Origin of the sequence: Oceaniovalibus sp. ACAM 378 (genome assembly GCF_008085915.1) — a bacterium.
Taxonomy (GTDB): Bacteria; Pseudomonadota; Alphaproteobacteria; order Rhodobacterales; family Rhodobacteraceae; genus Oceaniglobus.
In genome coordinates this window covers 11,490-34,997 of sequence record NZ_VSJK01000017.1, presented here as the reverse complement: position 1 = coordinate 34,997, position 23,508 = coordinate 11,490, and the positions used below count along the sequence as shown (strand labels likewise).

The window sequence follows — 23,508 nt, the reverse complement described above, 5'->3', positions numbered from 1 at the left end:
TTATTGGGTCGCCGATACGCTGCCGCGCAGTCCCTCGAGGATTGTCTCCCCGTCAATCCCGGCAGCTTCTGCCGCCTGCAGCATTGACTGCACCACGATGTCGGACTTGGCGTGGAAATCCTCGAGAACGGCGGGCTGGACCTCGATGATTGTCTTGCCGGCTTCGCGTACCATCTGCAAACCGTGTGCTGCCTCATCGGCATAGGATTTGCTGGCTGTCATGCTGAGCTCCTGGCCGGTCAGTGCATCCAGTTTTGCCTGCTGCTCCTCGTTCAGATTTCCAAAGCTGTCCTTGTTCATGACCATGAAGTAGGCCGATGTGCTGGACGGCAGGCCGACGGTGAAATAGTTGGCGACCTCATGCAGCTTGAAGGATGCGATGGTGCTGGCATCGCTCATGATGCCGTCGATTACGCCCGTGTCGAGGGCCGTGTACATTTCGCTCGCGGGCAGGGGCACAGGTGTGCCGCCCATTGCCTGAACGATAGCCGCTCCAACCTGATCGGCGGTCCGGATCTTCAGGCCCTTCATGTCATCCATCGTCTCGACGGGGACAGTCTTGGTCATGATGATGGCCGGTTCAGCCGCCCAGGCGGCAAGCAGTTTGGCACGCTCGTAATCGGGCGCCAGAGCATCGATGTTCTCCCAAAGCGCCTTGGTCGCCTCGGTCGAAGAGTGAAACAGGCCTGGCGCGACGACAAACATGGTGCGCGGGAAGGTTTCACTGGTATAGCCCTGCAGCCCGAACGTTATGTCGGCAACGCCGGTCAGGGCCGTCTTCCACTGTGCAGCGGCGCTCTTGCTTAATTCGCCAGACGGGAAAATACGGAGGGTCACCTCGCCGTCGGTCTCGGCCGCAAGTTTTTCCGCCAGCGGCTCCATCATGCGCTTTTGCATGTGATGCATAGGCGACATGAAGTGCGCCAGACGCAACTCGGCAGCGTCGGCATGTGTCACAGTGATCGCCAAACCAAGCAATCCGGCCAGTCCTGCTGCTATAAGTTTCATATTTTTCCTCCCCGTTGTGTTCTTGGCACCCATCGTGCCTGCGGTGGGATATGGTCCCGCCGCGTATGTTATTGGCTTATCGGGTCACCACCTGCGAAACGGCGTGTCGCCTCGACGCCATAGGGGTTGATCGTGCTGATGCCGTTCCGTCGATGTCGATGCACCTTTTGCGAACCGGCAGAGGGCGCGCGACACGAATTGTGCCCGGCGCACTCTGAGGCTGCAGCGAGGGCAAGATGCTGAAGACCCCAGGTTCAAAACCTCTTGAAGGCTGCGAGGGGATTGTCATGCGGGTCATTCCTCGCCCCAGTAAAGGCGGAGCGGATTGTGTATGAGCAACTTGCGCTGGAGGTCCAGAGTGGGGGCGATCTGCGGAATCAGATCGACAAGCAGCCCGTCATCGGGAATGTGGCTTGTCATGTTTGGATGCGGCCAATCTGTGCCCCACAGGACCCGGTCTGAATAGGTTTCGACCAGGCGCCGTGCAAAGGGTACCACGTCGCGATAGGGCGGGCCGTCGCATGTCAGCCGCTCCGGGCAACCGACTTTGACCCAAAATTTATCGTCCTCGAGCAGGGTCATCAAGCCGCGAAACGGAGCGGCATCGACGCCGGCCGCTACGTCCGGTCGACCCATATGGTCAATGACCACCGTCGTCGGAAGGCTGCGCAAGAAGGGTGCCAGATCCGGGAGGTCGGGCATCTCGAAATAGACGACGATATGCCAGCCAAGCTTGGCCACCCGCTCGGCAATGCGCTGAAAGTCTTCGCGCGGCGTGGTATCGACGAGGCGGGACAGAAAATTGAAGCGCACGGCGCGCACGCCGGCTTTGTCCATCTTTTCGAGTTCGGCATCGGAAATGGAGGGATCGACCACGGCAACACCGCGCGTTGCTTGCGGATCCGCTTCAAGCGCGTCGATGAGCGCCGCATTGTCCTTTCCGTGACAGCTCGCCTGGACAATGACGTTGCGGGCGAAGCCGAGATGGCGGCGCAGGGCGAACAGCTTTTCCTTTGGCGCGTCGACGGGGGTGTATTTGCGCTCGGCCGCGTAGGGAAAACGCGCCGCAGGGCCGAAGACATGGCAATGCGCGTCAACCGCGCCGACCGGCGGCACATAGGTTGGCTTGGACGGATTCGGGTGAAATGTCGCCGGTTCGATGGCTGTAGTCCTTGGTTCTGTTGTCATTGCGCGAATACCTCACCATCAAAAAGTTTGCGTGCTGTGCGCAGCATTCCGGCGCTGGTAACCGCGCCCTCTTCGTCGACCGAAAGGATCGTCGGCGTCGCCCCGGAAGGATGCTCTATTAGCATTATCTTCTCCGAGCCCGGCGGCACATTGGCGATGTCTGCCACCGGCGCGCCCGGCAAAAGGCAGGCGGTGGCGACACTGACAGCGCCGAACACTCCAATGGACGCGTGGCAGCGGTGTGGGATGAACGTGCGCGTGGTGATCGCCCCGCCATTCCGGGAGGGAGCCACGATGGTCATTTTTGGCACCGACTTCTGCGTCACGTCGCCGAGATTCATCATCGGACCGGCAATCAAACGGATAACTTCCAGACGTGCTTTCAGCTCTGTGTTGGCATCAAGTTCTTCACGCGTTTCATAGCCGGTGATGCCAATATCGCTTGCGGCAAGCACAACCACCGGCATGCCGTTGTCGATGCAGGTCACGGCGAGGCCATCGATCATGTCAACCGGGCGCCCGGTGGGCAGAAGCGCGCCACAACTGGAACCGGCAACGTCCAGAAACTCGAGCGGCACCGCGGCAGCCGTTGCCGGAACGCCATCAATGCGCGCCTCGCCGCGATAGGTGACACGCCCGTCTGGTGTCGCAACACGCGCCACGGCCACCTTGCCGGTGTTCGCCATATAGATACGAACGCTGGTTTCCCCGTCTTGCACCGGCACCAGGCCACGCTCTATGGCAAATGGGCCGACGGCGGCCAACATGTTGCCGCACCCCTGTGCGTCCGTGACCAGCGCTTGATCGACGAAGACCTGCAAGAATAAATATTCGATATCAGCGTCGTCGCGCGCCGAAGGGGAGACGATCGCCACTTTCGAGGTTAACGGATCGGCGCCGCCCAGACCGTCGATCTGGCGTGGATCCGGCGACCCCATGACGCCCAGCAGAAACGCGTTGCGTGCCGCCGTGTCCGACGGAAGATCGTCGGCAAGAAAGACCCCGCCCTTCGAGGTGCCGCCGCGCATCCACATGCAGCGCACGCCGTCAGACATATTTCAGGCCTTTCTGCTCCAGGCGCGCGCGCATGTCATAAAGGTCGAGACCGAGTTCGCCGGCGGCAAGCCGGACACGCTTGGCCTCTTCGTTGCTTTCACGCTCGCGGGCTTTGACCAGCACATCTGCGGCTTCCTCGCGTCGCACCACGCAGACACCGTCATCATCGGCAATGATAATGTCTCCCGGATGAACCAGTGCGCCGGCGCAAACCACCGGTATGTTGACCGAGCCCAGGGTCTCCTTGACTGTGCCTTGCGCGCAGATCGCTTTCGACCACACGGGAAAGCGCATCTCCGTCAATTCTCGCACATCGCGCACGCCGGCATCGATGATCAGCCCAACGCCACCGCGCGCTTGCATGGAGGTGGCGAGAAGGTCACCGAAATAGCCGGCATCCGTAGGAGACGTGGTCGCAAGGACGAGAATATCACCGGCCTGCACCTGCTCAACAGCGACATGCACCATCCAGTTATCGCAAGGCGGTGCCAGGACGGTGACTGCAGAGGCGCCGATCCGGGCGCCGGGATAGATAGGGCGCATGTAAGCGGCCAGAAGCCCTTTGCGCCCCTGCGCCTCATGCACAGTCGAAACGCCACACCGGGCGAGTCCCTCAATGATTACGGGATCAGCCCGCTCGATGTTCTGTACGACAACGTTCATGGCAGCCTGTTCCAAACTTCTGTTTTTGCGCATTTCGACCCGAATTGTGGAGGAAGACGCCCCGCCGGGCGCCCCCTTAGAGTTCGTCGACGGTGCGTGGATAAACCGACTGGAAGCCTTCCGCGTATCTGGCGGCTCGACCGCCTGACTGACCACCGGAGTTGCGGCGGAAATGATTGCCGCGGTTTTCGGCCAGATTGGTGTAGAAGTCCCAGAGGTGTTCCTGGCCCTTCATGCACTCAATAGCCTTCTTTTTCTTCTCCCAGACATCGGTGATGTCGAGGAACGTATCCGGCTTCCAGCCCATCTGCTCGGTCTGATGCGGCTCGAACAGATAGAGCTGCGGCGCACCGAGCACCTTTTCCCCGGGGTTGTGGCCCCAGGCCTGGGCGATCATCCGGCACTCCATGGCGACCTTGGTCGTATGGGAATGGTCGAGATTATAAGGGTCGTAATGGGCGTGGCTGAACATGAAGCGTGGCTGTACGGAGCGGATCACATCAACCAGCCGGTATTTCGCGTCCCGGTCGACCTCGAGCGGATAATCGCCAAGATCGAAGAATTGGATATCGTGAACGCCAAGTGCCTTGGCGGCATTCTCGGCTTCATGCCGACGCTCCGTCTTGACCTTGTCGAGTGTCATGCCCTCGGACTTCCACAGCTTGGCAGATTCGCCCCGCTCGCCGTAGGAGAGGCAAACAACCGTGACCTCATAGCCAAGCTTGGAATGCTGGGCGATGGCACCGCCCGCCCTCCATACAAAATCGGCAGAATGAGCGCTGATGACGAGAGCAGTTTTGTCGCTGGCCATTGGGACGATTGCTACCTTCTTGCTTCTTGGAGTGGGTGTTCACACATCCACAAACTAGCGGTATTTCGACCTTATCCGCCAATATGAATTTCGCACCGGTCAGCGCCAACTATTCATTTTCCACAAGTATCTTTTTTGTTAGGGTGCAAACTTGGCGCAGGCGAGCCACGGACGTCGATTTTGCAGGAGGACCTGTTTTGGACAGCTATAGCTATATTCCGAACCTGAAACACCTGCAGGCGCTGGAGACGATTGCTTCGATGCGAAGCATCACGCGCGCAAGCAACCATTTGAATCTGTCGCAGCCCGCATTGACCCAAGGCATCGCGAAGGTGGAAATTCAGCTCGGGGTAAGACTGTTTGAACGTCAGCGCGGCATGGTGCTGACAGAGCTCGGTGCGATCTACCTGACGCGGATCCGTCGCGGTACGCACTATCTGCGACGGGCGGCCGACTATGCGGCCCGCTTCACCGACAAGCCGCCACCACATTTGTACCGTCGCTTTACACTCAGCCAACTGCGGGCCCTGATCTCGGTGGTCGAGCACGAGAGCTTTCGGCTTGGTGCGCAGCAACTGTCCGTGCAGCAATCGACAGTGCATCGCTCATGCCGCGAGCTTGAGGCACAGCTTACCTGTGCGCTGTTCGAGCGCACGAGCGCCGGCATCAAGCCGACGCGTCAGGCGGTTGAATTCTCGCGCCTGGCCAAGTTGGCATTGGGAGAGTTTGTTCAGGCACAGGCCGATGTGCAAGGCTGGAAGGGTACCTTTGTCGGACGCTTGGCGATTGGTTGCCTGCCATTGGCCAAGACCAGCCTTCTGCCGCGCGCGCTGATGCTTCTCACCGACGAATACCCGATGTTAGATATCACCGTGGTCGACGCTCCTTATATTGATCTCTCAAAGGCGCTGCGTCATGGCGATATTGATATCATAATCGGCGCCCTGCGCCGCGCCCTTTTGCCGCCTGAACTTGTGCAGGAAGGGTTGTTCATCGATCGGATGATCATCGTCGGTCGCAGCGACCACCCGCTGCTCGGCGGCGAAGCCGTAACATTACAGCGTTTGGCGTCGTGGCCATGGATCGCGCCGCGTACCGGCGCGCCGGCACGGACCTATTTCGACGGATTTTACAAGATGCTCGATCGTCCACAAGGCGAGGCGCATCCGATCGAGACCGGATCGCTGACAGTGCTGCGAGGCCTGCTGATGAACAGCAACCGGCTTACCGTCATTTCGGCGCGGCAGGTGTCATATGAGATCAAGCTCGGCCTGCTTTCGGAAATCCCCTACCCATTGGATGGCAGCGAGCGCTCGATAGGCATCACGATGCGCGAAGACTGGATGCCGGGCGTGCCGCAGCAGCGCCTGCTTGAGCATCTGCGCACGATCGCCGCCGAAGAATAGCGATCATGTCAGGGGAAACGCCATCTCCATACCCCGGTGCAACTGATAAGCGTCGCCGAGATTCGCCGCGCATTCATGCAGCGCCGGAAGATATTGCTGATGAAGTTGTTCGTCGGTGATCGCGTTTTTGAGGATGATCTGAACGAGCGCGCCAACCGGCTGTTTATCCGACATCACCGCGACACCGACCGCCTTCGTTCCGGCCATCGGCGCGTTGTAGTCGTGCGACGAATAGCCCTGCGCCTCGACGGCCGCAATTGCCGCGAGGGTCCGGTCGACCAAGGCACCAGTATTATTCCCGCCAGACTGCATATCGCAGTGGCGATTGACAATTTTCAGCCGCTCGCTTTGCGGCAGGACAGCCAGGAAGGCCAGACCTGCGGCCGAATCTAGAATCGGAAATCGCCGTTGTTCGAAGCGGCGCAGATGGATCGGCGCCGTGTCGCGGTTGGAGGCAACGACGACCATCGCATCGGGCTCTGCTATCAAGAGGTCCGATGGCCAGCTGATTTGCTGACCGAACAGGTTTAACCGCTGGCGTGCTTCGTTGAGAAACGGGTTTTCGATCATCATCGCGCTGGCCAGACGGCGCACCTTCGGTAACGGCTCATATGCGCCGGTGTCGCTGTTTTGGCGCAGATAACCAGCCGATCTCAATGTGGCCAGAAGGCGGATCACGGTTGCCTTGGGTAAGTCCGTCAGGGTGACCAGCCGGGAAATCGTGGCCGGTGGATTCTCGTTGACCGCGGTCAGGACTTCGAGCCCGCGCAGCAGCGAGCGAATGCCAGAAGGCGCTGATTCTTCATCGGATTTCATTATGCCACTTCCATGTTTCTGGATGAAAAAGGGCGGGCAAGAAAAGCCTTCAAAAGCCCGGTTCTGTCAACTCGGCAACTTCGGCATTGTGGCGCTGCATTCAGCTCTGTGTTTCTGGGTGGTCCACTCTGCAAACCGGAGTTCATTTTCTTGACAGCGCAACCGCCATAGCCTTTATTGGGGTTCTCGCCATGGTTTGTCTAGACGGACCCGCCGCGCCCGGCGCGACAATTGCCTTGAAAATTCACTAAGTTGGTAGCTTGAACAATGAAGAAAACGCGCGTTGCAATTATCGGAGGGGGGCCTGCTGGGCTACTGCTCTCCCACATCCTCGACCTGAAAGGGATCGATAACATCGTTCTGGAGCGACAGAGCAAGGCCTATGTGCTCAAGCGCATCCGCGCTGGTGTGCTGGAGTATGGCACGATCAAGTTGCTGCGCGACATTGGCCTGGGCGAGCGCATGGACCGCGAGGGACATTTGCACAACGGTACGCATATCGTCTGGCAGGGACGCGATCCGTTCTTCATCGATACGGTCAAATATACCGGCAAGCCGATGATGGCCTATGGTCAGACGGCGATCACTGAAGATCTGTATGCCGCGCGCGAGAAGGCGGGAGCCGAAATCATCAACGAAGCGGTGGACGTCGCGCTGCACGATTTGACCAGCGACAAACCCTATGTGACCTATGTCAAGGACGGCAAGAGTGAGCGCATTGAGTGCGATTTCGTCGCCGCCTGCGACGGTTTCCACGGTGTTGGGCGACAATCGATCCCTGCTGATATCCTTAAGATCTATGAACAGGTCTACCCGTTCGGCTGGCTCGGCATCATGTCGGAAACCCCGCCCCTGCCCGATATCATCTATGCGCGGCACGAAAATGGCTTCGCTCTCGCCTCCCAGCGCAACCCGATGCTCAGCCGCTACTATATCCAGTGCGATGTGGATGCCGATCTCAACGAATGGCCGGATGAGCGCTTCTGGGAAGAGTTGAAAACACGCTTTCCGAGCGAACTCGCCGATCAGATTGTCACCGGTCCATCGATCGAGAAATCCATCGCCCCACTGCGCAGTTTCGTCGCCGAACCGATGCGCTATGGGCAGATGTTCCTGGCCGGTGACGCGGCGCACATCGTTCCGCCCACCGGCGCAAAGGGTCTCAACCTGGCAGTCTCTGACGTCTTCTATTTGGCTCGCGGCCTTGAGTCCCATTACGGCAAGGGCGACGACACTTATCTCGCCGACTATTCTGCAACGGCGCTTCGACGCGTCTGGTCAGCCGAGCGTCTGACATGGTGGCTGACCAAACTTCTGCACGTGTTCCCGGAAGAAACGGCGTTCGAGAAAAAGGTGCGCATCAACGATTACGATCATCTGTGCACTTCCGAGCGCGCTCAGGCGGCGCTGGCCGAACAGTATATCGGCCTGCCATTCGAAGACTGATGTCCTCAGTGGTCAGGCCATTCGTCAATGATGAATGTAGTTTTGGCGGAAAATAGGCATTATCGGGTTTAATCAAGTCGATGTTTTGCGGAAAATGAATGGTAGAGCGCGCGTTTCCAATTTCAGCCTGCTCTTCGGAAGTGCTAATGTGAAGTGGCAGGTTCCGCTTCAGTGCGAACAAGGAGATTTTCATGTCATCGTCCGATGAAGAAGCCGCCGGTGAGCCGACGATCAGCGAGCGCATCGAGGAAGATAAGCGTCTCGCCCGCTCGCTCGAGGGCACCTATCTGTTCGACGGCACACGCAGCCAGAAGAACTATCCGCTCAACAAGATGTGTATGTCCCTGACCAAGCGGGATAATCGCGCTGCGTTCGCCGCAGACGAGGCCGCATACTGTGCGCAGTTCGGCCTCAGCGAAGAGTCGAAGCAGCTGGTCTTCGACCGTGACTGGATCGGGATGATCCGGTCGGGCGGCAACATCTATTACGTGTTCAAGCTGGCATCGATCAACCACACCTCCATGCAGCATGTGGGCGCGCAGCAAAACAGTATGACACTCGAAGAGTTTCGCGCCAAACTCAACGCCCACACCAGTAAATAAGAGGTTTCCATGGCTGAAATCATCGCGGCAGTTACGACGAGCCACGTTCCTTCCATCGGCATCGCCATGGACAGCGGAATCACGCAGGACCCCTACTGGAAGCCGTTGTTCGACGGCTATCTTCCGGCCAAGGAGTTCGTCAAAGAATTAAAGCCTGACGTCACCATCGTCATCTACAACGACCATGGGCTGGAGGTGTTTCTGGACCGTGTGCCGACCTTCGGCATTGGAGCCGCAGCGCAATACCTTTCCGGCGACGAAGGCTGGGGCCCAAGGCCTATTCCCCCTTTCCAGGGCGATCCCGACCTGAGCTGGCACCTGATTGAACACCTGGTCGCCCAAGAGTTCGACATGACGATGTTCCAGGAAATGGAAGTCGATCATGGATTTACCGTTCCAATGAGCGTCTTTTTCGGCGGTCCGGCCGGTGAGATCGAGGAGTGGCCGACCCGTGTGATCCCGATCACGGTCAACACGATCCAGTTTCCTCTGCCAATGCCACTGCGTTGCTTCAAGCTTGGTCAGGCGATCCGCAAGGCAGTCGATGCGTATCCAAAGGATACGCGGGTCCTGATCATGGGCACCGGGGGCATGTCTCACCAATTGCAAGGCGAACGCTCAGGCTTCATGAAGCCGGATTTCGACCGTATGTTCCTCGACAAGATGGTCACCGATCCTATGGCGCTGACCAAAATCCCAAATGGCGTCTTTATGAAGGAAGCTGGCCACGAGGGCGCCGAACTGATCATGTGGCTGGTGGCGCGCGGCGCCATGAACATGGATATCGAGGAAGTCTATCAGCACTATCACGTCTCCGCCTCGCTCACCGCTGCCGGGCTCGCTTGCTACCGTAACAAGTAACTGCGGGTCGATAGGGCGATGGTGCGGATCGGTATCGTTGGCGAAGGTGCAATCGCCGATGTGCATATGCAGTCGCTGTCGTGCATGGTTGGAATTAAGGTGGTGGCTGTGGTCTATGGCGACGCAATGGCGGGGAACGCTTTTGCAGCCAAATGGAACATAGCCACCGCCACCGCCGACCTTGATGCGATCTTGGGGCGAGACGACATCGACGCGGTGATTATCGCCAGTCCGTCCAGCCTGCACCCGGAGCACGCAACCAAAGCGTTGAAAGCCGGAAAGCATGTGCTTTTAGAGATCCCGATGGGGCTCGATCTGGCGGCTTGCGAGGCGCTTGCTGAACTTTGCGATACGCGGCCGGCACAAGTGGCGATGGCCTGCCATACGCGCCGTTTTTCCCCGGCTCACCGACACTTGAAAGCGCGGATCGACGAGGGATCATTTGTCCTGCATCACCTCGTGGCAGAGACCTATTTTTTCCGCCGCTCCAACCTCAACATGCATGGCAAACCGCGTAGTTGGGTGGACAATCTTCTTTGGCACCACGCCTGCCATACGATCGACCTGTTCATCTGGCTGACCGGTGATCCCGAGCCGCAAGCCTTCGGTCACGCCGGACCACGACATCCCGTGCTCGGCATACCGATGGATATGAGCATTGCCCTGAAGGCCAGCAACGGCGCTCTGCTCTCGCTTGCGCTCTCGTTCAACAATCAAGGTCCCTTCGGCGGCTTCTACCGCTACATTGGCGATACGGGCACGTTTCATGTGTTTCGCGATGGGATGACCGATCATGAACACAAGTCAGTACCCCTTTCAGGCGCGGCGTTTGTCGACCAGAACCAAGCCTTCATCGACGCGATCAATGGGGATCGGGCCGTGCAGTCGTCGATAAGCGATTTGCTACCGGCCATGCGTGTCATCGACTATATCGACCGGATTTTTCATTCTTAACTGCGCGAATTGGACAGATACCCATGCAGACGATTGCCTTTGTCGGTTTTGGTGAAGCCGCGACAGCCTTTACCGAAGGCTGGGATGCGCGCACCCGCTCGGTGGTGAACGCGTTCGACACAAAGACCGCCAGCGTTAAGGAGAGCGTGGCAGCCGGAAAACGAGCCGACTATCTGCGCGTCGGCATTTCTGGCCACGCAACACTGCAAGAGGCCCTCGAGAACGCCAACCTCGTCTTCAGCACAGTGACCGCTGATCAGGCACTTGCCGCAGCTCAGAGCACGGCAGCGCATATTCTTCCCGGCGCTCTGTATTTCGACATGAACTCCTGTGCGCCGGCTTCAAAACGGGCGGCAGCCGAGACGATAGAGGCCGCCGGCGCGCGCTATGTGGATGTTGCCGTCATGTCCCCGGTGTTGCCGCTTCGCCAACACGCGCCGCTGCTGGTCAGCGGGCCGCATGCGACTGAGGCGCTCGCCGTCCTTGAAAGTCTGGACATGCGGCCGACAATCGCCCCGGGCCCAATTGGCACAGCCTCGGCGATCAAGATGATCCGCAGCATCATGATCAAGGGCATTGAGGCCCTGGTCGTCGAATGCGTGCTTTCCGCGACCCGGGAAGGCGTCGACGGGGTGGTCTTGCCGTCCCTTGAAAGTTCGTTTCCGGGTTTTGGCTGGGCTGAGCGCTCGGCCTACATGCTCGAACGTGTCATGGTGCATGGCGAACGGCGCGCTGCCGAAATGGAGGAAGCCGCGAAGACAGCCGCCGATCTCGGTCTTTCTGGACGCATGGCTGCGGCCACCGCCGAATGGCAGAAAACTGTCGGCGCAATGGACTTCGGCGAAATCAGTGAGGCGGAAAAAGCCGATTACCGGCTTCTGGCCCAAAAAATCCTGGCTCATATCGACTGATTTGGCGCTTTCGACGGTTCGGCCCCGTTGCTCAGTTCCACGCGTTGTTTGTCGCTGTCGGCCAAGCACAACACGTCTGTCGCCATCCCGCAGCGCCTCCATCTATAAGAGTTGGCCCTCTTCCCCGACGTTGCGGATCGCCATCTCGGTCTTGGCACAGCGCTCCGTTTCCCGGGACCCACCCGAGCTCGGGTGGGTCATTTGTGCGTTGTTTGGAGAGATCCGGCCCAGAATGGGCAGGCCGTCGAACGTCAGGCAAGCCTGCCTGTTATCCGGCTTGCACCGTCAGGTGTTATTCAACCAGCCCGCTGGAGCAGAGATCGAATGATAGCCCTGGAATTCCAGAACGCCCTCATAGCCCAAGTTGCGGCCGATGCCGGATTTCTTGAAGCCGCCAAAGGGACCGCGGCTGTCCTGTGCTGCGGGTCCATGCCCGTTGATGTAGGTATAACCAGCCTCGAGCTGGCGGGCGATGACCAGTGCCCGCTCGCGATCCTCAGTCCAGACAGAGGAGCAGAGGCCAAAATCACTGTCGTTTGCCAGCCGCACCGCCTCTGCCTCGTCATCAAACGGAATGATCGGCAGAATTGGGCCAAATTGTTCCTCGCGCACGACGCTAAGGCCGGGTTCTGGCCGGAAAACCAGTGTCGGTTTCTGGAAATAGCCCTTTTCGTAGAGTTCGGCATCTGGCACGGAGCCGAATTCCTTGACCTCGGCACCCGCGCTGCGCGCCTCTGCGATCATCGCTTGGACAATGCCAAGCTGCTTGCGGTTGTTCAGCGGTCCCATCGTCGTTTCAGGCAACATACCGTCACCCACGACCTGCTTTGCGCAGGCGGCCGACAGGCCATCGACCACCTCGTCGTACCGCGACCGATGCACATAGAGCCGCTTTAGGGCCATGCAAATCTGGCCACTCGACATAAAGGCGCCGAGATACATCCGCATAAACGCCGCATCGTCCAGCACCGCATCGGGCAGGATGATCGCGGCATCGTTGCCACCCAGTTCGAGCGTTACGGGTGTCAGGTGATCCGCCGCCGTCTTCATGACGTGCTTGCCGATTTCGATCGAGCCGGTGAAATTGACCCGCCGGACCAGTTTGTGACCGACCAATGCGTCGCCGATTTCACTGGAGCTGCCGGTGATCACGTTCAGCACGCCGGGCGGCAGGAGCTGTGCGATCTTGTGCAGCGTCAATGTCGGCGCCAAGGCCGAATTCTGCGATGGTTTTACGACCACCGTATTTCCGGCGATCAGGGCCTGCGGCAACTTGGCGCCAAGGATCGACAGTGGCCAGTTCCACGGTACGATCAGTGCGGCGACACCACGCGGCTGACGCGTGATGATCGTGTCAAAAGGCGGGCCGGACAGCTTCTCGTCGTCCTGCAGCCGGTCGGCATAGGAGGCGGAGAGCAGAAAGCGGTCGCCGAGCCGCGCCATTTCCATTCGGGTCTCTTTCAGAATCTTTCCATGCTCACGGCAGAAAAGTCTGGAGCGAAAGTCAACGTCGGCCTCGTCCTCGACCAGAACCCTGGCGATTTTCACCAGTAGCTCGGCGCGTTCGCCATAGGGCATTCGCGCCCAAGCAGGATAGGCTTCATGGGCGGAGCGCACCGCGGCGTCCACGTCCGCAACCGATCCCCGCGCAGCATGGCCAACGCATTCATCGGGTCTGGCTGGATTGTGGATCGCATAGGTGCGACCGTTCTCGGCGGCGCAGGGCGCGCCGTTGATAAACAGTTCCGTAGTAATCTGCTGCTCGGCTCGTGACACGATAAAACCTCCCCTTGGCAAGCGTCAATTACACCTGGCCAGATGCCAAGGGCTTTGCGCCAGTTGCGGAAAAGTCGCATAGTTGCTGCACCTCGTCAATTAAAATGGACCTCGGTCCATAATTGAAGCATGCTATATATGGTCACGACAATATTATTGGCGATGTGTTTCGATTGGAGTGATGCGATAGAGGGAATGGGCCCGGCACCTTGGCAAAGTTCCGCCCGCGGACCCTGTGTGTTCTGCGCCAACTCGCCCTGAGATTTGGCACTGTGTTCGAAGCGCAATGCGAACCTCAGCACGCTCCAGCCTGTGGCGATCCATGCCGACGTGCCGCCCGCCATCCACGCGTCCAATTAGGCGAAGCATACTATTCTGACATGGAGAGACACGGATGACCGCAGCTAAAAATTCCAACGCCCCCGGTCGCAACGGCTTTGTTAACCGCGACCGCGACTGGCACCCGCCGGCTTTGTACCCGCCCTATAAGACCAGCGTGAAACGCTCGCCCCAGGCGTCATTGCTGTCATTCCCTACTTCGATCAGCGAAGAGACCGGTCCGGTTTTCGGACATGACACGATCAATCCGTTGGACAATGATCTGATCCACAATTTTTCTGCGGATCAGGGTGCCGCAATCGGGCCGCGCATCGTGGTGCATGGCCGGGTTAGCGACGAATTCGGCCGACCCGTTCCCCATTCCCTGATCGAAATCTGGCAGGCCAACGCGGGCGGACGGTATCGCCACAAAAAGGAAAGCTATCTTGCCGCGCTTGATCCGAACTTTGGCGGCTGCGGGCGGGTGATGACGGACGAAGACGGCGCTTATGAATTCCGCACCGTGATGCCTGGCCCGTATCCCTGGCCGAACTCGATGAACGACTGGCGTCCAGCCCATATCCACCTGAGCCTGTTCGGGCATTCCTTTGCCCAGCGTCTGATCACCCAGATGTATTTTGAAGGTGATCCGCTGATCTGGAAATGTCCCATCGTCGGAGGCATTCCGACGCGCGAGGGTGTGGAAAGCCTGATCGCGCCGCTCGACATGGCGCGGACCATCCCGATGGATGCGCTGGCCTACCGTTTTGACATTGTATTGCGCGGGCGGCGACAGACGATGTTCGAAAACCGCGTCGAGGGTCTTTGACCATGTTGGAATTGAATGCCTTCGCCGGAAAGAGAATCTGATGGTCCAGAAACTTCACAGGCTCAGAGAAACGCCAAGCCAGACGGCGGGGCCCTATGTTCACATCGGTTGCACGCCAAATTTTACCGGGATCAGCGCCTATGGCGGGGATCTCGGAGTTTCGATGAAAACCGGCCCGGTCAAGGGCGAAGAGATCCTGATCACCGGCGCTGTCCATGACGGAACCGGTATGGCCCTGAAGGATGCAATGGTCGAAATCTGGCAGGCGGATGCTTCGGGGTGCTTTGCCGGTCAGCCAGGGGCCGACCCGGATTTCACCGGCTGGGGCCGGTCGCCGGGCGACATGGACACCGGTGCCTTCCGGTTTGATACGGTCAGACCCGGGCGGGTGGCCTGGCCAGACGGAAGGATGCAGGCCCCGCATATCACGGTCTGGATCGTGGCGCGGGGAATCAACGTCGGCCTGCACACCCGGATATATTTCGCGGATGAGGAGGCGGCCAATGCCGAAGACCCGATCCTGAGCCGGCTCGAGCATCGCGACCGGGTTCCAACCCTGTTGGCGCAACGCGCCGCGAACGGCGAATTTCGCTTCGACATCCACCTGCAAGGCCCTCACGAAACCATTTTCTTTGACATCTGAAGGCCAGGTGTTCGACCCGACAGTCTGATGGTGCGATCCTTTCCCAAGAGGGGAAGGAAGCAACATGGGACAAGTCCCTCACAGGGGCGTCACAACCACGTTCGCCGTCAGAGCGGCACTACAGTGATCGCAAGCTTCGCGCGCAGTCCTGTCGTCGTCCGCTATGCGAGTGCAGTCCAGATCAGCCGACAGGCCAGCAAGCCCAGAAAGACCAGAATGATCCGGTCGAAACCCTTTGGCCCAATACGCTCGGCGGCGGCGGCCCCCAACGGCATGCCCGCAAACAGCGGTACGAGGGCGAGTGCGCCGACACCGAAAAGCTGCCAGGTCATCAGATCGTAGGCAAAAAGAACAGGCACTTGCACCACAGACATGACAACAAAGAACGCCGATATCGTGGCAATAAAAGCGGGGCGGCTGAGCCGCATTGCATTGAGGAAGCTGACCGAGATCGGCGCAGAGACCCCTGCAGCTCCCTGAAGGATGCCTGCTGCAAATCCCATCGGGAGCACGATCCGGTCAGCGGTGGTGCGGAGCAGGCTGAGATCGGGGCGGATCAGGCGCAGCGCTATATAGGCTATCACGACAAGCGCTGTCGACAGTTGCAACGCCTCCAGCGGCAGCGAGGCGAGGATGACGGTGCCGAGTGTCGCCCCGACCGCCCCCGCGATCGCAAAGCCCAGCGTGAACGCCCGGCCAATGCCGTGTCCGCGAAACTGCCACATCTGCCAAATATTGGTCAACAAGTTCGGCGTCGCCATGATGACGATTGCGATGCGAATATCGAACACGGCAGCGAGCACCGGTACGGAAATTACCGGAGCACCAGCTCCGGTCGCACCCTTGAGCATGCCGCCAAGCACAAGGGCCAGCAGCACGGCGGCAAGAGGCCAGGGATCGGCATAGTTGAACATGATATTTGCGTCTCCAACTCGAACGCGCGCGGCTGTTGCAAGCCCAACTGGGACTAAAGTCGGAACAGGGCATGCTGTTTTATGAGGTCGTGATCGCAGTGGGCGGAGGGTGGACAGGAGACATTCAGACAGAGCCAATTGTACAACCCGGTGCGATTGCGAGCGTCCTTCTTGCCCGGAACCGGTCGTTCAATCCGCACCCGTCTGCTTTAGGTTGCCTTCGTTTTCGATCTTGAAACAAATCTCAACGTTTTTTGGCCTCTGCCGAATGAAGACATCGCTTCTGACATCCGGCAGAGATTTTCATAGGCGATCGCCGATTACGCCGCTGGTGTGATATCAAGAGAAACCTTGGCTTTTAATGGCGTACGGCAGAAAGCGTGCAGGAAGCAGGTCTGCTCGGACACATCCAATGCCTTTTGAACGAAAGCATCGGGTTGCTCGCTCCATACATGCACATGGGTTTCCAGTGGATCAGCGTGACCCGCCAGGCCCGTATTGCCACTGGCGCCACCCTTGGAAAAATGGAAGTCCTGGATGATCTGGTATTCTTTCAGCGGCTGTTTTCGCATCATGGCATAGCGCCCGATCTGGGTCATGAAGCAGAAGCCGATCCCTGCACTGATGAGTGCAGCCGCCGATGGCGCCCGACCCATTTCATCTGAAGTGAAGTGGAAAATGGAGCCATGCGGATTGAAAAGATGCTGGACGATCCGAGTGGTTCCGTCTGGCTCGCGCTCTGCGAAGACGCGCAAATGCAGAATGCGGTTTTGTGTTTCAGTCAAAGCGCCACCAGCAAATGTGGTGCTGTTCTCGTTCATCGGCGTCAGCTTGCCGGTTCGCTCCACGATAGCGGACCAGTCGCCGTTTTGCATGTCCGAGGCATCCACGGTCAGTGCGGGAACAGGTGGTGCGCCAAGCTCGGTGGCGCCGGTTGAATTGATCGGGGTGCCATTGTGGCTCAACGTGAAAAGGCTGGCTTTTATACCTGCCATCAACCCGTTCAGCGGAGAGGCCGCGATCGCATCATAGACAAGGGCGCGGATGGCTTCTTTGGGTTCATCAGACTGAACGATCGCCCGAACCGCAATATCGTGGGCGGACGCGACCATCGTGCCTGCCATGAGCGAGCCGTTCATCGAGTAGAAATTGTCCTGAACCAGCTTGATCGATTTGAGATCAAGCTTGCGTATGGCCGCCAATGCCAGAATTTCGTTCAGATAAGATGAGACCATGCCGGCGGAGAGATAGGCCAAGGGCGGTGGAGCTTCATCGTAACCGTTCAAATAAGCGCCTTCGTCGGACGACAAACGCCACACCCGATCGGAGTTGGCCGAGGCAATGATCGCCTCTTTCTGCATGACCGTGAGTGACCGAACCACAGTGCGGGTCGAGTCGCCCAAGCGCGCGACTGGAGCAGTCAGCGCAGCTGCACCCGGCAGTTGAACGGCGTATCCAAGCGGAAAGCCCCGCGTGGCAAGAAGATTTTCTGGTTTAGTCATTTTTCAAGTCCGCACAGTGAACCAAGGTCCATAATAACTGCCTTTGTATTCTGCCCCTGTCAACCTCTCAATCCGCATGCCCTTGGCTCGCAGCTTGGTTGAAACGGATGAAGCCCTGAATACAGGTCGGCCATTACAAGCCGCACGACCGAGGTTTTTTCCAGCTATCCCAAAATCAATGAGGGCGCGTTTCATGGAGGCCTTTGCGTGAGGCCCCGGGGCGCTTGGATGACTGGACAAAGTTGATGGAATTTGTCAGGTAAGTAGCCGTTGAAATTATTCAGGATAATCCCCGGTGCAAGAACAGTTGACGATCAAGGGCCGTTTTGAAACGCCCAGTGCCAGCCGCTACCTGCAACAGCTTTGCAAGCACTTCGGCCACAAGATTGACGTGCGGTTCGACGAACACTCCGGCGAGATCGCGCTGTCAGCCGGACCCGCGACTCTTACCGCGACAGACACCGAATTGGTCGTCGTCCTCAAGGCTGACGACGCAGAAGCGCTGGAGCGGTCATGCAACGTTATCGACAACCATCTCGAACGCTTTGCATTCAGGGAAGCATTCAAGAATTTCGACTGGGATCAAATCGAGACCTGATAAGCCAAAGCGATCGGTTTTAGCACTACGCGCTGAAGCGGTCGTTGGTAAACCTGACGAGCCGCCCCTCGGCCAAGGTCACGATTGCGGTTTTTTGCGAAAAAAATTGATCGCCAACAAGGTCTCGCAACGCAAAGCAAAGGGCGGTGTCAGGGCCGGGGTCCTCGAGAAAACCAATTGGCATGTCAGAGTCTCCAAGCCAAGATCTCACCTACGATAGTATCAGGCGGCATTCATCGCTGGGGAGCACCCCCCCAGCAGAAGCACCGCGCGCTTGAGCTATTTGAGGGCACTTGGCCCGGCGCACTTGCAACACGCGAAACCCGAAACCTGAAACCGACGCCCCCCCAGGACTCTCGTTATGAACGAGGGACAACCGCGCTTGCCATGATGCGCTCCTTTCGCGTGATCATCGCGAAGCCGCGGCGCTTAATGCAACCGTCCCGGTTACCTGTCCGCGCAGCCGCGAGAGTCCGGCTTCAGACCCGCGCGGCTTGCTGTCCTACTCGGCGCCCTGGACGGTCCGGCCCAACCAGGCGGGGGGCGCGCCATGGAACCCGCCATCAAGGGCATTGTGGCAGCGACAGCCCCGAACCGGCGAGAGTGTGGTGAAGGCGTCAATCAGCGCGCTTTCGATGAGGTCGTGCAGCCCCTCGCGGTAATAGGTCTCGTTCATGCTGCCGGGGCCGAAATGCAGGACCGCGGGCGCCATCCCGGCGCCGAAGTTGATGACCGGAGCGATTGAGGCGAAACACATTTCGGCTTCGCGGGCGAAAATGACTTCCGGGATCAGCGGTGTGCCGACGATGTCGCCGCCGTCGGCCCGATAGGCGCGGATCTCGGCGGGGGTTTCGAAGCGGGGCCCCTCGGTGCACACGAAGGTGCCGCGCTCGATCACCCGGTCGGAAAACTTGGTCGCCGAGGCGATCAGCTCCGCCCGCAGCTGGGGGCAGAAGGGATCGGTGAAATCGACACGCACCCAGCATTCGCTTTCATCAAACAGGGACTGCACACGGGATTTGGTCTTGTCGAGAAAGTCGTCCGAGATGACGATATCGCCGGGGCGGATCGCGGTATTGACCGAACCGATGGCGTTCTGTGAAATGATGACCTCGACCCCAAGCACCTTCAGCGCCCAGATATTGGCCTGATAGTTGATCTTGTGGCTTGGGCAGGTCAGGTCGGCCCCATAGCGCAGCACCACCGCGGCCTCCTTGCCACCGATCCGCCCGGTCAGGACATCTGCATCACCCCAGGGGGTGGGCACCCGTTGCAGGGTGCGCCCGGTCAGCAGTTTTTCCGAAGCGGCGCTGGTGATCAAGCCGATGGGAGCGTCAGTCATTCTTTTATCCTTCCGGGATATTTCCGTAATGATCGTAAATTTCCATTTCAACCTGCAGGGCATCGATCCGGGTGAAGGCGCCGTCTTCGAGGATCATCTCGCCAGCGACCATCACCGCGCGGACTTCGCGCGGGCCGATCCGATAGACGATGTCCGAAAGCACCCGCCCGGGGGTCAGGCCCAGCGGGTGGCGCAGGTCGAGAACCACAAGATCCGCCTGAAACCCGGGGGCGAGCTGACCGATTTCATCCGCCCAGCCCAGCACCTTCGCGCCTTCGCTTGTGGCCATGCGAAAGGCATCGCCTGCCCCCATCACGGTGCCATCAAGGGTGTGGATCCGTTGCATCAGGACGGAGAGCTTCATTTCCTGAAACAGATCGAGTGAATTGTTGCTGAGCGTGCTGTCGGTCCCCAACCCGACGGAAATCCCCGCCGCGCGCATCGCCGGAACCGGCGCGACACCGCTTGCCAGCTTGGCATTGCTTGCCGGATTATGGGCGACGCTGGCGCCGCTGCGGGCCAGAATCTGGATATCCGCCTCGTTCAGCCAGACGCAGTGGGCAAGGATCGAATTCGCGTCGAGAACGCCGAGATCGGCCAGCCAGCGGATCGGCGATTTGCCATAGCGGGCCTCGATCATTTCGGTTTCGCGGCGGTTCTCGGCGGCATGGATGACGAAGGGCAACCCCAGATCATCGGCGGCCTGCTTGACCTCCAGCAACAGGTCCGGCGTGCAGCTATAGGGGGAATGTGCCCCGAGATAGAACCGGGCCAGCGGGTTGGAGGCATTCCGCGCCAGCGCGGCCCGGGTTTCCTCAAGCGCCAGCGGCCAGTTTGGACGCCCGGTCGGGCGAAGTTCCGGCGAGTTTGCCAAGGCCCCGCCAAGCGAACGCATGCCAAGACCCGTCGCCACCTCGCTGAACACGCCAGCCCCGAAGCGGGTGCAGTCACAGGCGGTGGTGATGCCGTTGCGCAGCATTTCCAGCACCGCCAGCGTGCAGCCGCGCCGGTTGTCCTCGATGGTGAGATGCGAGGTATGGGGCGCCAATGCCGCTGCCCATTCGAACAGGTCGCCCTCATCGCAACAGCCGCGGTGGGTGGAAAGACCGCCATGGGCATGGGTGTTGATCAACCCGGGGATCACCACCTGTCCGCCCAGATCGACGCGGTGCGCCAAGGCAGCTTCTGCCGGAAGGGCCGACATCGGGCCGATCCAGGTAATTTTGGACCCGTCGATCAGGATTGCCCCGTCGGGCAGGGCGGGCTGATCCGCGCCCCGGAAGACGAAGGCGTTGTGCAGCAGCGTGGACATTCAGGCCTCCAGAACGTGGGTTCGGCCATCCAGCGTGATGGTGAGGGTCTGGCTTTGTGGCGCAAGCGGAATGAAGTCGGTCCCACTGCGCCGCAGACAGACATCGTGGCCGGGCACGATCAGATCCGCCATCGCGCAGATCCGCGCGACGCTTTTCTCGGCCGCGACACCGTCAACGGCGCCGGGCACGGGGCCACCGCCGGTCTCGGTCCGGTTCTTCAGCGCATCCTGGGCAAAGACGATGCAGCCCTCGGCGCTGTCCAGAACCAGCGAGGCGTGACCGCCGGAATGGCCGGGAGTGCGGATCAGTCTCAGCCCCTCGGCCAGTTCGGGCTCTCCGGTCACGATCTCGAGGCGCGGCTGGGCCAGAAGGGTTTGGGCCAGGAACAGCGGCATCGCGGGATCGCTCTGACCGGACCCGTGGAAATAGGCGACCTCATCCTCATGCAGGACGATCCGCGCTTGCGGGAAGCATTCGACATTGCCGACGTGATCGAAATGCAGATGCGACAGATACAGGGTGCGGATGTCGTCGGGCACAAGCCCTTCGCGCGTCAGTGCGGCCATCAGACCCGGCCGATCCCCCGCCCCGCCGGTGTCCAGCAGGGCAGGCCCATCGGCGGTGTGGAACAGCACGATGGTGCTCCAACCCAGAAAGCCCCGTTCACTGCGCCCCGGAAAGCCCTGCATCAGGATGCGATAGGTGGTGGCGGACATGCTCAACCCTCCATCTGGCGCAGGCGCGGATCAAGCATGTCGCGCAACCGGTCGCCGATCAGGTTGATGCCGATCACGGTCAGGAAGATCGAAAGGCCGGGGAATGTGGCGACCCACCAGGCGTTGCCGACATAGTTGCGGCCATCGGCGATCATCGTCCCCCAGGTCGGGGTCTGCGGCGGCACGCCCAGCCCGAGAAAGCTGAGCGAGGATTCGAACAGGATCATCTTGGCAACCAGAAGGCTGGAAATCACGATGACCGTGGACATCACATTGGGCAGCAGGTGGCGGATCAGGATCATCGGCACCGAAATACCCATGGTATGGGCCGCCTGAATGTATTCGCGCCGTCTGAGAGCAAGCACCTCGGAACGCACGACCCGGGCATATTGCACCCAGTTGGTCAGTCCGAGGATCGCGATGATGTTCCACAGGCTCGGCCCGACCACGGCAGCCACCGCCAGCGCCAGCACCAGAAAGGGAATCGCCAGCTGGATGTCGGTGACCGCCATCAGGAACCGCCCGGCATATTTCTCTTCATAGCCCGCGATCAGCCCGAAGGTGACACCGACGACCCCCGAGATCACCACCGAGGCAACCCCGACCAGCAGCGAAACCCGCGCGCCGATCACGAGGCGGCTGAAGATGTCGCGCCCGAGGGCATCCGTTCCCAGCAGATGAAGCCCGGTCGGACCCGAGAACAGCGGCGGCTTCAGGCGCAGCATGATGTTCTGCGCATCGGGGTCGAAGGGGATCAGCCATTGGCCGAACAGCGCGCCGATGACGACCATGAAGACGATCACCAGGCCGGTGGCGGCAAGATAGCTTTCGGTGAACTGCTTGAGAAAGCCGGACATCATGCTTTCCTCATACGTGGATCGAGCAGCCCATAGGACAGATCGACCAGAAGGTTGATGGTGACGATCGTGATCGACATCACGATCACGAAGGCCTGGACCACGGTGAAGTCGCGGTTGGCGATGGCCTGGATCGCGAGCCGTCCGATGCCGGGATAGGCAAACACCTCTTCCGTGATCACCGCGCCGCCCAGCAGCGCTCCCACCTGAAGGCCGATGACCGTGATCGTCGGAATGGCGGCGTTGCGCAGCCCGTGTTTCATCACGATGCGCCACTCGCTCAGCCCCTTGCCGCGGGCGGTGCGGATATAATCGGCCTGCAGGACCTCGATCATCGACGAACGCAGCAGCCGGGTGATGATCGCGGTGGAATAGGTGGCAAGCACGATCGACGGCATGATCAGGTGTTGCCATGTCCCGCGCCCCGAGGGCGGCAGGATCCGGAATGTCTCGGAGAACAGCAGGATCAGCATGATGGCCAGCCAGAAGGCCGGAAAGCTCTGCCCGATCAGCGAGATGACCAGGCTTGCCCGGTCGATCACCGTGCCGCGGAAGGCGGCCGCCATGATGCCCAGGGGGACGGCGATCACGATCGACAGCGCCAGGGCGGACCCGCTGAGTGCGAGGGTGGCGGGCGCCCGGTCCAGCACCAGCGCCATCGCCGGTTCGTTATAGCGCAGCGACATGCCGAAATCGCCGCGCAGGGCTTTTCCGAGAAAGGCGAGATATTGTTCGAGCAGCGGGCGATCAAACCCCATGAGATGGCGGAACCGCTCGATCTCTGCCACCGGCGCGTCCGGCGGCAGGAACAGCGATGTCGGATCGCCGCCCATGCGGATCAGGAAAAACACCGCGACCGACACGCCGAATACGACGAGAATGGCATAAAACAGGCGTGACAGGACGAAGGCGGCCATGGTGCAGGGGGTCCTTTCATAAGACAGCACAAGGAGGGCTGCCGGGGTCTGCCGGCCAGTC

At 59.8% G+C, this 23,508-nt stretch carries 23 protein-coding genes; 9 read left to right on the top strand and 14 right to left on the bottom strand.

Translation table 11 applies throughout. From position 1 onward, the window contains the following. The 5 genes from FQ320_RS19780 to FQ320_RS19760 all read right to left on the bottom strand — a co-directional run bounded on the left by FQ320_RS19780 (position 1) and on the right by FQ320_RS19760 (position 4,726). Positions 1 to 1,041: a TRAP transporter substrate-binding protein gene (locus FQ320_RS19780; RefSeq protein WP_222861664.1), complete on the bottom strand. Its 1,041-nt coding sequence runs from the start codon at positions 1,039 to 1,041 to the stop codon at positions 1 to 3. Between the two features lie 261 nt (positions 1,042 to 1,302). After that, positions 1,303 to 2,196, bottom strand: coding sequence for an amidohydrolase family protein (locus tag FQ320_RS19775; protein ID WP_148475058.1), 894 nt, complete (start codon positions 2,194 to 2,196; stop codon positions 1,303 to 1,305). Then, on the bottom strand, positions 2,193 to 3,251 hold the full coding sequence (locus FQ320_RS19770; protein ID WP_148475057.1) for a 4-oxalomesaconate tautomerase: 1,059 nt from the start codon (positions 3,249 to 3,251) through the stop codon (positions 2,193 to 2,195). The genes FQ320_RS19775 and FQ320_RS19770 overlap by 4 nt, the downstream gene beginning before the upstream one ends. Further along, complete coding sequence (locus FQ320_RS19765) at positions 3,244 to 3,915, bottom strand: 4-carboxy-4-hydroxy-2-oxoadipate aldolase/oxaloacetate decarboxylase (protein WP_148475056.1); 672 nt, start codon at positions 3,913 to 3,915, stop codon at positions 3,244 to 3,246. Before FQ320_RS19765 ends, FQ320_RS19770 begins: the two co-directional genes overlap by 8 nt. Before the next feature lie 76 nt (positions 3,916 to 3,991). After that, a complete protein-coding gene (locus FQ320_RS19760; protein WP_148475055.1) occupies positions 3,992 to 4,726 on the bottom strand; it encodes a PIG-L deacetylase family protein in 735 nt (244 codons plus the stop codon). A 197-nt stretch (positions 4,727 to 4,923) separates the two neighbouring features. Between FQ320_RS19760 and FQ320_RS19755 the strand changes: the two genes are divergently transcribed. After that, positions 4,924 to 6,132 (top strand): LysR family transcriptional regulator, encoded by a 1,209-nt coding sequence (locus tag FQ320_RS19755; RefSeq protein ID WP_187393988.1) that lies wholly within the window; start codon positions 4,924 to 4,926, stop codon positions 6,130 to 6,132. A 3-nt stretch (positions 6,133 to 6,135) separates the two neighbouring features. Here the strand turns inward: FQ320_RS19755 and FQ320_RS19750 are convergent, their stop codons facing one another. Next, on the bottom strand, positions 6,136 to 6,948 hold the full coding sequence (locus FQ320_RS19750) for an IclR family transcriptional regulator (RefSeq protein WP_148475053.1): 813 nt from the start codon (positions 6,946 to 6,948) through the stop codon (positions 6,136 to 6,138). 267 nt (positions 6,949 to 7,215) lie between these two features. Here FQ320_RS19750 and pobA point away from each other — a divergent pair, with 267 nt between their 5' ends. From pobA to FQ320_RS19725, 5 genes are all read left to right on the top strand, one after another. Continuing rightward, positions 7,216 to 8,394 carry a 4-hydroxybenzoate 3-monooxygenase gene (gene pobA / locus FQ320_RS19745; protein ID WP_148475052.1) on the top strand — a complete coding sequence of 393 codons (1,179 nt, stop codon included), beginning with the start codon at positions 7,216 to 7,218 and terminating at the stop codon, positions 8,392 to 8,394. 191 nt (positions 8,395 to 8,585) lie between these two features. Further along, on the top strand, positions 8,586 to 8,996 hold the full coding sequence (locus tag FQ320_RS19740; protein WP_148475051.1) for a protocatechuate 3,4-dioxygenase: 411 nt from the start codon (positions 8,586 to 8,588) through the stop codon (positions 8,994 to 8,996). Positions 8,997 to 9,005: 9 nt separating this feature from the next. Beyond that, a complete protein-coding gene (locus tag FQ320_RS19735) occupies positions 9,006 to 9,857 on the top strand; it encodes a class III extradiol dioxygenase family protein (protein ID WP_148475050.1) in 852 nt (283 codons plus the stop codon). A gap of 18 nt (positions 9,858 to 9,875) precedes the next feature. After that, positions 9,876 to 10,811 (top strand): Gfo/Idh/MocA family oxidoreductase, encoded by a 936-nt coding sequence (locus FQ320_RS19730; RefSeq protein ID WP_148475049.1) that lies wholly within the window; start codon positions 9,876 to 9,878, stop codon positions 10,809 to 10,811. A 23-nt stretch (positions 10,812 to 10,834) separates the two neighbouring features. Next, on the top strand, positions 10,835 to 11,722 hold the full coding sequence (locus FQ320_RS19725) for an NAD(P)-dependent oxidoreductase (RefSeq protein WP_148475048.1): 888 nt from the start codon (positions 10,835 to 10,837) through the stop codon (positions 11,720 to 11,722). Between the two features lie 285 nt (positions 11,723 to 12,007). Here FQ320_RS19725 and FQ320_RS19720 read toward each other — a convergent pair whose 3' ends face one another. Further along, entirely contained in the window at positions 12,008 to 13,498 is a 1,491-nt protein-coding gene (locus FQ320_RS19720) for an aldehyde dehydrogenase family protein (protein ID WP_148475047.1), read from the bottom strand. Positions 13,499 to 13,892: 394 nt separating this feature from the next. Here FQ320_RS19720 and pcaH point away from each other — a divergent pair, with 394 nt between their 5' ends. Beyond that, entirely contained in the window at positions 13,893 to 14,645 is a 753-nt protein-coding gene (pcaH, locus tag FQ320_RS19715) for a protocatechuate 3,4-dioxygenase subunit beta (RefSeq protein ID WP_148475046.1), read from the top strand. A gap of 40 nt (positions 14,646 to 14,685) precedes the next feature. Beyond that, complete coding sequence (gene pcaG / locus FQ320_RS19710; protein ID WP_148475045.1) at positions 14,686 to 15,288, top strand: protocatechuate 3,4-dioxygenase subunit alpha; 603 nt, start codon at positions 14,686 to 14,688, stop codon at positions 15,286 to 15,288. Positions 15,289 to 15,449: 161 nt separating this feature from the next. Here pcaG and FQ320_RS19705 read toward each other — a convergent pair whose 3' ends face one another. Together FQ320_RS19705 and FQ320_RS19700 are read right to left on the bottom strand one after the other, a co-directional pair. Beyond that, entirely contained in the window at positions 15,450 to 16,202 is a 753-nt protein-coding gene (locus FQ320_RS19705; protein WP_148475044.1) for a sulfite exporter TauE/SafE family protein, read from the bottom strand. Between the two features lie 320 nt (positions 16,203 to 16,522). Continuing rightward, positions 16,523 to 17,704: an OsmC family protein gene (locus tag FQ320_RS19700; protein WP_148475043.1), complete on the bottom strand. Its 1,182-nt coding sequence runs from the start codon at positions 17,702 to 17,704 to the stop codon at positions 16,523 to 16,525. Positions 17,705 to 17,999: 295 nt separating this feature from the next. Between FQ320_RS19700 and FQ320_RS19695 the strand changes: the two genes are divergently transcribed. After that, positions 18,000 to 18,302 carry a DUF2218 domain-containing protein gene (locus tag FQ320_RS19695; RefSeq protein ID WP_148475042.1) on the top strand — a complete coding sequence of 101 codons (303 nt, stop codon included), beginning with the start codon at positions 18,000 to 18,002 and terminating at the stop codon, positions 18,300 to 18,302. Between the two features lie 502 nt (positions 18,303 to 18,804). Here the strand turns inward: FQ320_RS19695 and FQ320_RS19690 are convergent. From FQ320_RS19690 to FQ320_RS19670, 5 genes are read right to left on the bottom strand one after another with little or no spacing between them, the layout of a single operon-like run. Beyond that, on the bottom strand, positions 18,805 to 19,644 hold the full coding sequence (locus FQ320_RS19690; protein ID WP_187393987.1) for an MTAP family purine nucleoside phosphorylase: 840 nt from the start codon (positions 19,642 to 19,644) through the stop codon (positions 18,805 to 18,807). Positions 19,645 to 19,648: 4 nt separating this feature from the next. After that, entirely contained in the window at positions 19,649 to 20,956 is a 1,308-nt protein-coding gene (locus tag FQ320_RS19685) for an amidohydrolase family protein (RefSeq protein ID WP_148475040.1), read from the bottom strand. Next, the gene (locus tag FQ320_RS19680; protein WP_148475039.1) at positions 20,957 to 21,673 is read right to left on the bottom strand and encodes an MBL fold metallo-hydrolase; all 717 of its coding nucleotides are present in this window, start codon (positions 21,671 to 21,673) and stop codon (positions 20,957 to 20,959) included. Positions 21,674 to 21,675: 2 nt separating this feature from the next. Next, positions 21,676 to 22,530, bottom strand: a complete 855-nt coding sequence (locus tag FQ320_RS19675; protein ID WP_148475038.1) for an ABC transporter permease — start codon at positions 22,528 to 22,530, stop codon at positions 21,676 to 21,678. Next, on the bottom strand, positions 22,530 to 23,447 hold the full coding sequence (locus FQ320_RS19670; RefSeq protein WP_148475037.1) for an ABC transporter permease: 918 nt from the start codon (positions 23,445 to 23,447) through the stop codon (positions 22,530 to 22,532). Before FQ320_RS19670 ends, FQ320_RS19675 begins: the two co-directional genes overlap by 1 nt. Positions 23,448 to 23,508 lie beyond the last annotated feature (61 nt).

Bases quoted from the DNA above. Each gene is read 5' to 3' on its own strand.
- FQ320_RS19690 (WP_187393987.1), bottom strand. From the start codon at position 19,644: ATGACTGACGCTCCCATCGGCTTGATCACCAGCGCCGCTTCGGAAAAA.
- pobA (WP_148475052.1), top strand. From the start codon at position 7,216: ATGAAGAAAACGCGCGTTGCAATTATCGGAGGGGGGCCTGCTGGGCTA.
- FQ320_RS19675 (WP_148475038.1), bottom strand. From the start codon at position 22,530: ATGTCCGGCTTTCTCAAGCAGTTCACCGAAAGCTATCTTGCCGCCACC.
- FQ320_RS19770 (WP_148475057.1), bottom strand. From the start codon at position 3,251: ATGTCTGACGGCGTGCGCTGCATGTGGATGCGCGGCGGCACCTCGAAG.
- FQ320_RS19680 (WP_148475039.1), bottom strand. From the start codon at position 21,673: ATGTCCGCCACCACCTATCGCATCCTGATGCAGGGCTTTCCGGGGCGC.
- FQ320_RS19700 (WP_148475043.1), bottom strand. From the start codon at position 17,704: ATGACTAAACCAGAAAATCTTCTTGCCACGCGGGGCTTTCCGCTTGGA.
- FQ320_RS19760 (WP_148475055.1), bottom strand. From the start codon at position 4,726: ATGGCCAGCGACAAAACTGCTCTCGTCATCAGCGCTCATTCTGCCGAT.
- FQ320_RS19780 (WP_222861664.1), bottom strand. From the start codon at position 1,041: ATGGGTGCCAAGAACACAACGGGGAGGAAAAATATGAAACTTATAGCA.
- FQ320_RS19730 (WP_148475049.1), top strand. From the start codon at position 9,876: ATGGTGCGGATCGGTATCGTTGGCGAAGGTGCAATCGCCGATGTGCAT.
- FQ320_RS19705 (WP_148475044.1), bottom strand. From the start codon at position 16,202: ATGTTCAACTATGCCGATCCCTGGCCTCTTGCCGCCGTGCTGCTGGCC.
- FQ320_RS19735 (WP_148475050.1), top strand. From the start codon at position 9,006: ATGGCTGAAATCATCGCGGCAGTTACGACGAGCCACGTTCCTTCCATC.
- pcaH (WP_148475046.1), top strand. From the start codon at position 13,893: ATGACCGCAGCTAAAAATTCCAACGCCCCCGGTCGCAACGGCTTTGTT.
- FQ320_RS19750 (WP_148475053.1), bottom strand. From the start codon at position 6,948: ATGAAATCCGATGAAGAATCAGCGCCTTCTGGCATTCGCTCGCTGCTG.
- FQ320_RS19670 (WP_148475037.1), bottom strand. From the start codon at position 23,447: ATGGCCGCCTTCGTCCTGTCACGCCTGTTTTATGCCATTCTCGTCGTA.
- FQ320_RS19740 (WP_148475051.1), top strand. From the start codon at position 8,586: ATGTCATCGTCCGATGAAGAAGCCGCCGGTGAGCCGACGATCAGCGAG.
- pcaG (WP_148475045.1), top strand. From the start codon at position 14,686: ATGGTCCAGAAACTTCACAGGCTCAGAGAAACGCCAAGCCAGACGGCG.
- FQ320_RS19775 (WP_148475058.1), bottom strand. From the start codon at position 2,196: ATGACAACAGAACCAAGGACTACAGCCATCGAACCGGCGACATTTCAC.
- FQ320_RS19685 (WP_148475040.1), bottom strand. From the start codon at position 20,956: ATGTCCACGCTGCTGCACAACGCCTTCGTCTTCCGGGGCGCGGATCAG.
- FQ320_RS19725 (WP_148475048.1), top strand. From the start codon at position 10,835: ATGCAGACGATTGCCTTTGTCGGTTTTGGTGAAGCCGCGACAGCCTTT.
- FQ320_RS19765 (WP_148475056.1), bottom strand. From the start codon at position 3,915: ATGAACGTTGTCGTACAGAACATCGAGCGGGCTGATCCCGTAATCATT.